This is a genomic window from Psychrobacter sp. M9-54-1, from assembly GCF_016613355.1.
GTDB lineage: Bacteria > Pseudomonadota > Gammaproteobacteria > Pseudomonadales > Moraxellaceae > Psychrobacter > Psychrobacter faecalis.
On the sequence record NZ_JADGFW010000003.1, the window covers coordinates 22,209 to 35,728 of the forward strand.

General features: G+C 42.8%; 10 protein-coding genes. 5 read left to right on the forward strand and 5 right to left on the reverse strand.

What is annotated here, in order from left to right; genetic code table 11:
• Positions 1-64: 64 nt before the first annotated feature.
• From IQ457_RS00845 to IQ457_RS00865, 5 genes are all read right to left on the reverse strand, one after another.
• Positions 65-403, reverse strand: coding sequence for a RidA family protein (locus tag IQ457_RS00845; protein WP_193031438.1), 339 nt, complete (start codon positions 401-403; stop codon positions 65-67).
• Between the two features lie 49 nt (positions 404-452).
• On the reverse strand, positions 453-1,703 hold the full coding sequence (locus IQ457_RS00850; RefSeq protein ID WP_200661704.1) for an NAD(P)/FAD-dependent oxidoreductase: 1,251 nt from the start codon (positions 1,701-1,703) through the stop codon (positions 453-455).
• A gap of 23 nt (positions 1,704-1,726) precedes the next feature.
• Entirely contained in the window at positions 1,727-2,818 is a 1,092-nt protein-coding gene (locus IQ457_RS00855) for a YkvI family membrane protein (protein ID WP_200661705.1), read from the reverse strand.
• A 96-nt stretch (positions 2,819-2,914) separates the two neighbouring features.
• Entirely contained in the window at positions 2,915-3,949 is a 1,035-nt protein-coding gene (locus tag IQ457_RS00860) for a histone deacetylase family protein (RefSeq protein ID WP_200661706.1), read from the reverse strand.
• A gap of 706 nt (positions 3,950-4,655) precedes the next feature.
• Positions 4,656-5,420: a UTRA domain-containing protein gene (locus IQ457_RS00865; protein WP_242465305.1), complete on the reverse strand. Its 765-nt coding sequence runs from the start codon at positions 5,418-5,420 to the stop codon at positions 4,656-4,658.
• 268 nt (positions 5,421-5,688) lie between these two features.
• Here IQ457_RS00865 and hutU point away from each other — a divergent pair, with 268 nt between their 5' ends.
• The 5 genes from hutU (at position 5,689) to hutI (ending at position 13,097) form a co-directional block, all read left to right on the forward strand.
• On the forward strand, positions 5,689-7,422 hold the full coding sequence (gene hutU, locus IQ457_RS00870) for a urocanate hydratase (protein ID WP_200661708.1): 1,734 nt from the start codon (positions 5,689-5,691) through the stop codon (positions 7,420-7,422).
• Between the two features lie 69 nt (positions 7,423-7,491).
• The gene (locus tag IQ457_RS00875) at positions 7,492-8,883 is read left to right on the forward strand and encodes a YjiH family protein (RefSeq protein ID WP_242465306.1); all 1,392 of its coding nucleotides are present in this window, start codon (positions 7,492-7,494) and stop codon (positions 8,881-8,883) included.
• Between the two features lie 90 nt (positions 8,884-8,973).
• Complete coding sequence (gene hutH / locus IQ457_RS00880; RefSeq protein WP_200661709.1) at positions 8,974-10,536, forward strand: histidine ammonia-lyase; 1,563 nt, start codon at positions 8,974-8,976, stop codon at positions 10,534-10,536.
• Between the two features lie 69 nt (positions 10,537-10,605).
• A complete protein-coding gene (hutG, locus tag IQ457_RS00885) occupies positions 10,606-11,724 on the forward strand; it encodes a formimidoylglutamase (protein ID WP_200661710.1) in 1,119 nt (372 codons plus the stop codon).
• A 38-nt stretch (positions 11,725-11,762) separates the two neighbouring features.
• Positions 11,763-13,097: an imidazolonepropionase gene (hutI, locus tag IQ457_RS00890; RefSeq protein WP_200661711.1), complete on the forward strand. Its 1,335-nt coding sequence runs from the start codon at positions 11,763-11,765 to the stop codon at positions 13,095-13,097.
• The last annotated feature ends 423 nt before the right edge of the window (positions 13,098-13,520 follow it).

Genomic DNA, 13,520 nt, shown 5'->3' on the forward strand with positions numbered 1-13,520 from the left:
TATTAGTCCCTTAATATTTTTTATATTAATAAAAGTCTTTATTCTTTTTAAGTATCTAAATGGCTCACTCAGCAGCAATGACCGTAATCTCTACCAATAGGTCAGGATGTGCCAATACTGACTCACCGCAAGCTCGAGCAGGTGGCTGCGTATCTGCAAACCACCTATCCCACACCTCGTTCATCGCTTCAAAGTCTGACATGCTTTTTAACCACACGGTTGCCGTCAGAATTTTTGATTTATCACTACCTACCTCTTCTAATAAACCTTGAACTTTATTTAGACAGCTTAACGTTTGGGCAGCCACATCTTCATCGATAGCGCCAACTTGGCCTGATAAATATATCGTCTGATTATGAGTAACGATTTGGCTCATACGTTGGTTACTGTGAAGTTTCTTCATGTTTATTCATCCTTATGTTTTTAAAATATAATAGTTAAAAAAATATGTATTAAGTGTTAGAAAATCGTTGAGCATTAAAAGGTTTAATATCCACTACTGTAGGCTTTTTATGTAATAACTCTTCCATAATACGTCCAGTGATAGGTCCTAAAGTAAAGCCTTGGTGACCATGTCCGAAGGCAAACCATAAATTATTATGCTTACCAGCGGCTCCGATAATCGGCTTCATATCAGGCATGCACGGCCGTGAGCCTGCCCACGCTTCTGTCTCTACTCGTTGATTCAAAGGTAAAACAGCTTGCGCAAAACGCAACACAGCGTTCAATTGATCAAAATTCTTTGGTGCGTCCATGGTCGTCATTTCAGCACCGGTAGTAATACGAATACCCTGCTGCATTGGTCCCATGACAAAGCCTTTATCCATATCTACCAGACTGTGGTGAATCGTGTTTTGTGGAGTCGTCTCAAAATGCTGATGATAGCCGCGCATAGGAAATAAAGGCAAATCATATCCCAAAGGCTTTATCAATTGATTAGACCAGGGGCCTGCCGCAATAACAACGTCATCACTATAAAAAGTCTCATGATCCGTCATCACTTGCCAGCCATCACCATCTAATCGTATTTCTTTAACCGTAGACTCGCCTATTGTCCCATTCATGCTTTGAAAGCTTTTTGCATAGGCTTTTACCAAGGCTCCGGGGTTTGATACCTGCCAAGAGTTAGACCAATGAATAGCGCCGATAAAGTCATCGAAATTACCATTGGGTTCTAATTCTTTTAATTGGGCAATGGATAAAACTTTGTGCTCGATACCTTGTTGCTGTGAACTTTCAGCACCTACGCTCGCTGTTTTAAGTTTATCCTCGTCTCGATGCATCTCAATCCAGCCATCTCGTCTTATCAAGTCTTCAGCACCAGCTGCCGTAATCATTTCCTGATGCTCACTTGTGCAATGCTCAATCAGAGTCTTCCACTCTTTTTCTATTTTTTGGACAGAAGAAGGCGCAGAAAACTGCCAGTACTTTAACAAAGCCTGATGATAACGGAAGACCGCAGGCCAGCGATAACGTATATCTGTATTCTGATTCGGTAACACTCTAATGAGTTCCGCAAGATGTCTGGGAAATGGATGCACATGAATTGCTTCTCGCTGTATCAACCCTGCGTTACCATACGATGTCTCTGATCCCGGTGGCTTCTTATCTAATAATAGAACCTGAGAATTATTTTTTTGTAGGTGCCAAGCGATGGACGTACCCACCATACCAGCACCAATCACAATTACTTTGTATCGCATACCATTCCCCTTCATTTTCTTTATTACAACTTTGGTCGTTCAGCCATAAATATCTGACCTTTAAAAGTCTTATATAAAGCACAGAGCAGAACATACATTCCGAGAATGCCTAAAGCTGGATACAATGTGCCTACTAATGTGCTGAATGGGAATAGTGAAGCAAGCAGAGAGAGCACAACGACCACAATAGTTAAAATACGAAACTTCGACGTTTCCGTATCTGAATCAAAGAAGCGGATCACAAAGCCATAAAGATTAGAAACCGCCGTTGTAAATACAGCAACCACAAGCACGATGCTAAATAAAAACCCAGTAGTCGGACCAATACCACGCGCTATTTCTAAGAACGGAAGCTCATAGCTCATCACATTTTCAAGATCAGATAAGAGCGCCATAATAATGAATAACAAACAAATACCTAAGGTCATTCCACCGATTATGCCCGCCATTCTAACTGTCTTTAAGTTTGGCTCTTTATTGCCAATTGAGGCAAAAGTGGATACGCCTGGAATGACATTGTATGAAACATAAACTATCGCTGATGTCCACCAAAAAGTAGTGGCTGTATCGGGCTTAAGCGTTTGAATAGTAGCGTCCACAGTTGCTAGTTGATCGGCGTGCGTAGTGAAGGTAATGACAGAGATAACAACGACGGCCAAAATCATTAAGGGAGATATGATTCCTAACGCCCTAACAGAGGAGGTAAAACCAAAAATTACAGTAGATAGTGTCATTAAGGCGATAATTATTTTGCCAGCAACGGATGGTAGACCCCAGTACTGATGGATAGCTGCACCACCACCTGAAAACATGATACTAATGACGCCAAACATGAAAAATAAAAGAATATAATCAGCAAAAAAACCTATTTTTTTGCCACATAAATAATTGAGAACCACACGATGGCTATTGGTTTCAAGCTGATGACCCAATTCCATAAACACTGTACCGTACCATGCCAACATAATCATAGTAATGACAGCGCCCAACATTCCGATAAAGCCATAGCCTGCAAAGAACTGCAGCACTTCTTGTCCACTGGCATAGCCTGCACCAATGACTGCACCAACATACACACCGGCATAGCTGATCGCTTTGATAATTGAAACACTCATATTAAACATCCCTGTTGTTGTGAGTTAATCGAGCAATTACCCTAATAAATCCTTTATGTGGGTAGCGATTAAAAAATTACTTTTGTTTGATAATTATTATTTTTCTGAGGTAAACCCAGAGATAAAAGCTTGTAGGTTCTCATTGAGCTTTTCTATGCAATATCCTCCTTCAACCAGCACGATAATGGGTTTATTTAACGCTTTAAGTTTTTGTGCGAGGGTTTTAAAGCCTTCCGTACTAACGTGACACTTGGCTTGTGGATCGTCTTTATAGACATCAAATCCTAAGACATGAACGATGACATCTGGGTCAAATATTTTTAAGGACTCGATTGAGCGATCGACATAATGAAAAAATCCAGCTTCATTAGTACCGTGCGGCATCGGAAAATTGATGTTATAGCCATAGCCTTCGCCCTCACCTCTCTCGTGCTCATGACCAGCGACTACAGGGTAAAAGTTGATGGGACTACCGTGTACAGAGGTGTATAGCACATCTTTACGGTCATAGAATATTTCTTGAATACCTTGACCATGGTGCATATCCGTATCTATGATGGCGATCTTTTGAAATTTTTGACGGAGGTGCTGAGCAATGATGGCCGCATTATTTAAATAACAAAAGCCACCTGCGGCGTTTTTACGAGCATGATGGCCTGCAGGTCTGGTCAGACATATTTGTACATTATTTTGACTGTCTTCATCGTTTAATAAAGTGTCAGCAGCATTGAGTGCCGTTTGAGCTGACCAATAAATGGAGGTCCATGAGTATTTGCCAATTGGTGCACTACCATCGGCTTGATATTTCGCCGCTTTTGCTAAGATACCAAGACCAGGGTTATTATTTTGAATATAAACGGTTGTCTGAACCTCCTCGCCCATCTCTTCATCTATTGCCATCCATTCATCATAAGCATGCTTTAGAAAATCAACATAATCCAAATCATGCACGGCTAAAATCGGCGCAATACCTATATCTTTAGCAGTCGTTACTGCCAAGCCTAATTCTTCTGGTGCCTTTAAAAGCTCAACCAATCGCTCAGGCTTTTCTTGAGGCTCACGCATTTGTCCACGCGAGAAGTAAGACTTTGGATGATGAAGTTTTTGATTTTCATGACTATAAATTTTCATGCTATACATTCCTTTATTTCTAAGACTCAGTTTCTAAGATCCAGTTTCTAAGACTTATTTTTTCGATTGATAAGCGTGTGAGCTTTCTACCAAAATTATCTATATCTCTTAATAAACCTAAGGGCTTATATTAAAATTTCTAATGCGCTTTTCAAAACGAATTATCGTTAACGATATAAATCATATCACTAATTAATATTTATCTAATATATGTTGCCAAAAAGTCACAGTCAAACGTTATAAATTAATAGCGAATATAAGTATTGCTAATACCCAATAAATCAGTATTTGTTAAGTCTATTTAAGAAATAAAATTGAAATCATTCCTGTAGCAAAAATTGTCCAGAAGACAGCTACAATAAAAGAATCAGTGAGGATTAATTGCAGAATAAATAACGCGTAGGAGATACGGTAATTGGTTATAGAAGATGCTAAATAAGATACATACTTTGAATACATACGCTAGACTGGTACAAATTTTGCTTGCATAGCTGGGCAATATCCCGATATTAACTGCGCTATTTTCCTTATATTTGGCGGCAATTTATCTCATTTTTATCACCATTTCTAAAATGAGGAAACGCCCTAGTTAGATACGCTATCGATAAAAATAGATGGGAGAGTTGATTTATAGGGCTCGAAATCAAAAATCTTATACTAAGAGATTACCAGATTCGTCAGTGAAAGCTTTATTTAAAAATAAAGCCTACAGCTCTCCTGCAAACTGATAACGATCTCCTGCATGCCACATCTTCACAAAGGTCAATACTTGACCAGCCGAATAAGTCTGACGACACAATACTAACGTCGGTGACTGCGGGGCAATCTGTAGTGCATCAGCAATCTCATCAGGCGCTGCTAAAGCTCGGATAGTATAGCTACCACGCTCAAGCGGACTTTTAGCAATCAGATAATCGCTGGTATTGACCACACTAAAATCTTGCTCAATAAATTCTGGTACTTTTGTCGCATCGACCCAGCGCTCTTCAAACTGTATCGGCTGACCATCCGCAAAGTGGATGATTTTTACTTCATATAAAATCGCTGCTTCAGCGCTATTAGTATTGTTATCAGTTTCATTTGCATTAGAAGAAAAGGCTGCTTCATCAATGTCAAACTTACGGTGCATCTCATCATCTAACATGCTTGCGGTAATAGCGCGTTTGCTCAACACTTGTACCTGATAATCGCGATTGGCCGACTTTAAATCTTGAGCGATATTGCGCACTTCGACAAAGGTATGATTAAACTGCTGCTGCGCGACAAATGTCCCCGACCCTTGCCGACGCTCTAATACTCGCTCCTCGCTTAGTTCTTTTAGGGCGCGGTTTACTGTCATTCGCGATACCCCAAACTCTTCTGCCAGCGCCATTTCGGTGGAGATAGCTGCGCCCGCCTGCCATTTTCCAGAATGAATATTATCTAAGATTGCGTTTTTAATCCGCTGATAGGCTGGAACTGTTTTTGTCATATCACGCTTCCCCTTTGTCATGCTTATCTTTAACCACCGACTGCAACTATGCAAGTGCTGACATAATATCATGACAATTATCATCATCACCATTAGCACCGCCTATCGAATAAAGCAGACTTATAAATAATTTAGCTACTGATAAAAAAACGCTTGCATGAAAAAATTATCTTTGATAATTTGTATATACAAATTAATAATACCACCAAATAATGCTGCCAAAAAACGGCAACTAGCAAACTGTATAAACAATCACAAGGATTTGAGCATGACTACCGATAATGGATTGAGCAGAAACACCACAAGCAAAAATAATAAATTCACCCGCCGTGACGAGAGTCGCAATATCGCTGCACCTACTGGCAGCACATTAAACTGCAAAAGCTGGCTAACTGAAGCGCCTTATCGCATGCTGCAAAACAACTTACACCCTGACGTCGCTGAAAACCCAAAAAGCTTGGTTGTGTATGGCGGTATCGGACGCGCAGCCCGTAACTGGGAAAGCTATGATCAAATCCTGGCGTCATTGAAAGAATTAGAAGATGACGAGACCTTACTGGTGCAATCTGGCAAGCCTGTTGGCGTCTTTCAAACTCATGAAAATGCGCCGCGGGTGCTGATTGCCAACTCAAACCTCGTACCGCGCTGGGCAACGTGGGAGCATTTTAACGAGCTGGATCGTAAAGATTTATTTATGTATGGTCAGATGACAGCAGGTAGTTGGATCTATATTGGTACCCAAGGTATCGTTCAAGGGACTTATGAAACCTTTGTCGAAGCAGGTCGCCAGCATTATAACGGCGACTGGACGGGACGTTGGATTTTGACTGCTGGTCTTGGTGGTATGGGCGGCGCGCAGCCACTCGCCGCGACCTTTGCCGGAGCAACTTCACTAAATATCGAGTGTCAGCAGTCTAGTATTGATTTCCGCTTGCGAACAGGCTACGTCGACAAGCAAGCAGACAATCTTGACCACGCTTATGAGCTGATTAAACAACATACTGATGCTGGCGAAGCCGTCTCAATCGCCCTACTTGGCAATGCGGCAGACATCTTGCCTGAGATGGTCAAGCGCGCCAACGCAGGCGAGATAAAACCTGACTTGGTCACTGACCAAACCTCCGCTCATGACTTAATCAATGGCTATCTGCCAAGTGGCTGGACAGTTGAAGAATGGAAAGCGGCACAAGAAAATCCAGACCAACATGCCGCCTTAACCAAAGATGCCGCTGCGTCTTGTGCCGTACACGTACAGGCGATGCTAGACTTGCAAGCAATGGACATTCCAACGACTGATTATGGCAATAACATTCGTCAAGTTGCCTTTGATGAAGGGGTAAAAAATGCCTTCAATTTCCCGGGTTTTGTGCCCGCTTATATTCGTCCGCTGTTTTGCCAAGGTAAAGGGCCATTCCGCTGGGTAGCATTATCAGGCGATCCAGAAGATATCTACAAAACCGATCAAAAGATTAAAGAGCTGTTCCCTGAAAATCAGCATATTCATCGCTGGTTAGACATGGCAAAAGAGCGCATTCAGTTTCAAGGTTTGCCAGCACGTATCTGCTGGTTAGGTCTTGGTGAACGTGACAAAGCAGGTCTTGCTTTTAATGAGATGGTCAAAAACGGTGAATTAAAAGGTCCTATCGTTATCGGTCGTGACCATTTGGATACTGGCTCTGTTGCCAGCCCGAACCGCGAAACAGAAAGTATGAAAGATGGCTCAGATGCGGTGTCAGATTGGGCACTATTGAACGGCATGCTCAATGTCGCAGGCGGTGCTACTTGGGTATCATTGCATCATGGCGGTGGCGTAGGTATGGGGTACTCGCAGCACTCAGGCATGGTCATCGTCGCTGATGGTACTGATGCGGCAGCCAAACGCTTGGCACGAGTATTAGTCAATGATTGTGGTTCTGGCGTTATGCGTCATGCAGATGCAGGCTACGAGCTAGCGATTCAAACTGCCAAAGATTATGGCTTAAAGCTACCGATGATTAAATAACTTGCCCTTGTCCTTACACGATATCAATCGACATAAGGACATCATCAATACTTTATCAAGGATGATAATATGTCTAACCAAGATCTTATGCCACCAGCTAGTCCAGTACCTGACCTACTACTAGGCATTCCAACACCTGATATGACGCCGCCTGAGAAGTTGCTATCAAAGCCTATGGCGCTGATACAGCTTATTGTATTTAGTGCCATTGGTCTGGTGATGTTTTTTGTTCCTTTTACCATTGGTGAGAAGAGCACAATTTTGTTCGATCACGGCGCAACTTATCTGGTCAATCAGCAACATACTTTATCTGTTATCTTACTGTTTATGCTGATGATATTTGGTGTAAGTAAGCCATTTATCGATGGCTCATGGCGCAAAAATATCACCCATAAAATCCTAACCGTTTTTAAAGTGCTGGGACTGGTATTAGCCGTGATGTATATCAGCGGTAACGCGCCCGCCTTTATGATGGAAAAGGATATGCTGCCGTTTTTGTTTGAAAAACTGGCATTACCTGTTGGTATGATTGTGCCGCTTGGGGCATTGATTCTGGCGTTCTTAGTGGGTTTTGGTTTGCTTGAGATGGTTGGTGTATTGATGCAGCCGATCATGAAACCTATCTGGAAAACGCCTGGTGCATCAGCGATTGATGCCGTTGCCTCTTTTGTGGGCAGTTATTCGATTGGGCTATTGATTACCAATCGTGTTTATCTACAAAAGCAGTATTCTGCGCGTGAAGCTATTATCATTGCCACAGGTTTTTCTACCGTGTCTGCCGCATTTATGGTCATTGTCGCCAAAACACTGGGGCTGATGGAATTTTGGAATCTGTTTTTTTGGTCAACGCTAGTGATTACCTTTATCGTCACCGCCATCACTGCCCGCATTCCCCCAATTAGCCTATTTGGTAATGAAGTAGAGCGTCCAACTTTAGACTATAAAAGAGGCACGCGCCTAAAAGCAGCTTATGAGCTGGGTTTATCTACGTCACGCCATGCATCGGATTTTAAACACATTCTATGGAGCAACTTTCGTGATGGTTTGATCATGGCGGCAGCGATTGTGCCCTCTATCATCGCCGTTGGACTCACTGGTTTATTATTGGCCAAGTATACGCCCGTATTTGACGCCCTAGGATTGCTACTTTATCCCTTTACTTGGTTGGGCGGTTTGCCAGAGCCGCTCGTCGCTGCCAAAGGCATGTCAGCAGGATTGGCTGAGATGTTCTTGCCCGCATTATTGCTCAGTGAAGCGGATATGTTGACCCGTTACGTCGCAGGTGTCATCTCTATTAGCAGTGTGCTGTTTTTTTCTGCCATGATTCCTTGTGTACTAGCAACTGAAATTCCCATCTCTGTTGGCAAAATGGTCATCGTTTGGTTCCAGCGTGTAGCACTGAGTATCTTGTTGGCAGCAGCTTTTGGACATTTGGCAATGTCGTTTGGCTGGATAAGTTAGGATAGATTGCACCTATTAATACAAGCACAACATCACTACCCCACCATATAATAAATACAGCTAATAACCTTTAACATTAGGACTACCATCATGACTGCTATCAAGAAACTAACCCTACAGCCACGTCAACTTAGCTTTGAAATACTCCGCGATATCTATGAGCAGCCCGTCATATTGACCTTGCCTGAGAGCGCCTATAAGGCGATAGATGCCTCACACGAAGATGTACAAACGATTATTAGCCGTGATAAAAGCGCTTATGGCATCAACACCGGCTTTGGTCTATTGGCAAAAACCCGTATCAGCGATGACCAGTTAGAGTTGCTACAGCGTAACCTTATCGTCTCTCACTCGGTGGGCACTGGCGAAGCGTTACCAGCCAATGTGGTTCGACTGATTATGGTGATGAAGGTGACCAGTTTGGCACAAGGCGTCTCTGGCGTACGCCGCGCTGTGGTCGATAGCTTACTGGGTTTAATTAACAATCAAATTACCCCAAATATCCCTGCCAAAGGCTCAGTAGGTGCCTCTGGTGACCTCGCACCTTTATCACATATGACACTAGCGATGATGGGCGAAGGTCATGTTTATGTTGATGGTAAAAAAGTACTGGCCGCTGATGCGTTAGCGCAGCATGGTCTTGAGCCAATCACCCTTGCGGCAAAAGAAGGCCTTGCTCTTATTAATGGTACCCAAGTATCAACGGCATTGGCACTACGTGGTTATTTCTTAGCACGTGATTTGCTTGAGACGGCAACCATCGTCGGCTCACTATCTATCGATGCAGCCAAAGGCTCGGATGCCCCATTTGACGCGCGTATCCACGAAGTACGTGGTCATCATGGTCAAATCGAAATCGCCAAAGCGCACCGTCAGCTGATCAAAGGTAGTGCTATTCGCGCCTCACATGATGGCGAGCAAGACGACAGAGTACAAGATCCTTACTGCCTACGTTGCCAGCCGCAAGTGATGGGCGCATGCCTTGATATCATCAATCAAGCAGGCAAGACGCTATTGATTGAATCAAATGCTGTCACGGACAACCCACTTATTTTTAACAATGAAGACGGTCCCGTTGCTATCTCTGGCGGTAACTTCCATGCTGAGCCAGTGGCTTTTGCTGCCGATATTTTAGCATTGGCCATTGCCGAGATTGGCTCTATGTCTGAGCGCCGTATTGCTTTGCTGATCGATGCGACTTTATCAGGTGGCTTACCGCCATTCTTAGTGGATAATGCTGGGGTCAACTCAGGCTTTATGATTGCTCATGTGACCGCAGCAGCGCTTGCCTCAGAGAACAAATCTATCGCCCATCCTGGTAGTGTCGACAGCATTCCAACTTCTGCTAACCAAGAAGACCATGTATCGATGGCAACCTATTGCGCCCGTCGCTTATATGAGATGGCACAAAACACCGCGACTATTATCGGTATTGAGCTATTGGCTGCAGGTCAAGGTATCGACTTCCATCGCGGATTAGAAACCTCAGAGCCTTTGACAGTGGCACATCAGAAACTGCGCGAGCAAGTGACCTTTTATGGTAAAGACCGCTATCTAGCCCCTGATATCGAAGCAGCAAAGCAGCTGGTATTAGACGGTACGCTTGCTGAGCATTGGCAGTCATTACGTAGTAATTGGTATGATTCTAAATAACGGCTGATTGATAAAAACTGGTTGATAACAGCCAATAGCATAAAAGCGAATAATATAAGGAAGCTGGCAATGACCTCTCTGACAAATAAAGCAGCGAGCAAGATTATCCATACGCAATCTGTGAGCCATACGGCAGCTGATATGAGTCGCTGGACAGGGCGTGCAGAGCCGTTTGAGACAGCTCGTGCCCGCTACTGGTATCAAATAGCGCAGCCTTATGCCTTTGATAGCACCAGTCAGCAAAACGGCCAGCACATTGGGCTGGTCGGTTTCGCTTGTGATCAAGGCGTCAGACGCAATCAAGGACGCGTGGGTGCAAGAGCGGCTCCGCCCTTGATTCGTCAGGCATTTGCTGCGCTACCGGTCATCGCTGAATTACAACAACGCTTTCATAATCAATTGCCAACCTTATTAGGGGATGCAGGTGATATTCACTGTCATGATAATGATGATTTTGCTGCGAGTACTCTAGAACAAGCACAAGTCAATTATGCCGATAAGGTAAGCCATATTATTGAACAAGGCGGCTTACCCATCGGTCTTGGTGGTGGTCATGCCATTGCTTATGGTAGCTTTTTAGGATTGTGGCAAGCGCTACAGCCGACAGATATTACCAATGCTGCCAATGCTGCCAATGCTGCCAATGCTACAAAGACGCTGCCGCGTATTGGCATTATTAACTTTGATGCGCATCTGGACATTCGTCAGTCTGATGTCGCAACGTCTGGCACGCCATTTCGACAGATTGCTGAGCATCTTGATGAACATGGTCAGCCTTTTCATTATTGCTGTATCGGCGTCAGTCGTTTTTCCAACACTGCCGCTCTCTTTGACCGTGCTGAGCAATTGGGCGTGCATATCATCAGTGATGAAGAGTGCACCAATAAGAAGTGGGAAAAAATTGCTACTCAAATAACCAGTTTCATCGATAACGTTGATATTATTTATTTATCCATTGATATGGACTGCTTACCATCTAGCGTTGTACCTGGTGTTAGTGCACCAGCTGCGTACGGTATTGAGCTCAGTTTCGTTGAGCGCGCGGTCAAACTTATTTTGTCCTCAGGGAAAGTAAAAGTAGCGGATATTGCTGAGATTAATCCAACCTTTGATATTGATTCGCGTAGCTGCAAAGTTGCAGCAAGACTACTGGCGACGATTATAGAGCAGCATTTACTGATCTTATAAATAAAGAAAGGCTTTTAAATATTAAGCAGGAGCTTATTATGAACCACTCTAATGCACAAATACTCGAAGAATCTATCAATACCAAAGATTCTATGAATAGCTTGGCTGACTTCGATCACATCATTATTAATGCCAATCTAGCAACCTTTTCAACACACTACGGATTTGATATTTATAGCCACAATCAAAACAATGGTCAAAATGAAGCCACACCTTATGGTCAGCTAGAAAATGCTGCTATTGGTATTAAAGATGGTAGAATTTCATGGATCGGAGCACATACGCAAGTAACGCCCTACCTAACGCACTATCAAAATCAACAAATCACAGACGCTAATGGTCATTGGATAACGCCGGGATTGATTGATTGTCATACTCATATTGTCTATGGCGGCAATCGCAGTAATGAGTTTGAAGCACGATTACATGGGGCTAGCTACCAAGATATCGCTGCTCAAGGCGGCGGTATTGTATCAACGGTTCGTTCTACTCGCGAAGCCAGTAGCGATGAATTATTTGCACAAAGTGAAAAGCGCCTGCTTGCTTTGATAAAAGAAGGTGTAACCAGCATCGAGATTAAGTCGGGCTATGGCTTAGATTTAGACACTGAACGTAAAATGCTGATAGTGGCGCGCAAACTTGGTGACAAGCACAACATTCATGTTAGCAGCACTTATTTAGCTGCTCATGCCCTACCGCTTGAATATAAAGACCGTGCGGATGATTATATTGAACAAGTTTGCCAGTGGTTGCCAATCTTACATGCTGAAGGTCTGATAGATGCGGTTGATGGTTTTTGTGAAAATATCGCTTTTACTGCTGAGCAAATTAAACGCGTCTTTGATACTGCTCATTCGTTAGACTTGCCAGTGAAACTACATTCTGAACAGCTATCAAATATAGGCGCTAGTGCTTTGGTGGCAGAATACCAAGGTCTATCAAGCGATCATCTTGAACACTTAGCAGAGGAAGATATTAAAAAGATGGCCGTAAGCAACACAGTGGCCGTGTTATTACCAGGCGCTTTTTATACATTACGTGATACTAAGTTACCACCGATTGAAGAGTTACGTAAACATCAAGTACCGATTGCCGTTTCGACAGATTGCAACCCTGGCACTTCCCCATTAACGTCGTTGTTATTAGCAATGAATATGGGCTGTACACTATTTTATTTAACACCTGAAGAAGTATTGGCAGGGGCAACTGTTCACGCGGCACAAGCATTAGGTCTAGCCAAAAAAGGCAGAATAGAAGTTGGTTACGATGCTGATTTAGCATTATGGGATATCACTCGCCTTGCTGATCTTGCCTATCAAATGAGTTTAAATCCTATTGAAGGTATTATGATTCAAGGTCAATGGTGTAAGTAAGCAGGGTAAAAATACTGTCTAATAGCTTCAATCTAAGATCATAGCATTGCCGGCTCTATATTTGTCATATTTTCTAATAGGTGTTAAATGTACTATTTATTGTAAAATACTCTGCTAATTTTGTAAGAGGCCTACTAAAATAACTTTATTTCAACCACATATAAATAAAGCCAGCTAGCTGCTAGCTTTTTTGATACCTTGAACTGAATACTTGTCCCTTACTGTTAAGTACCAGTAGATAGCAGCCATAACTATTTAGACTTTTAGAGAGTATCAATACTATTAATTTGATACTATTTTGATACTCTAAATTTATTGATATGCATCTCTACTTGTTGATAGGTATATTTATCTTTTAATCCAATCCTTTAACAGGAAAGGCTTTCAGACAATAATTGCAGCTAATTATCGCCATCCATTGTG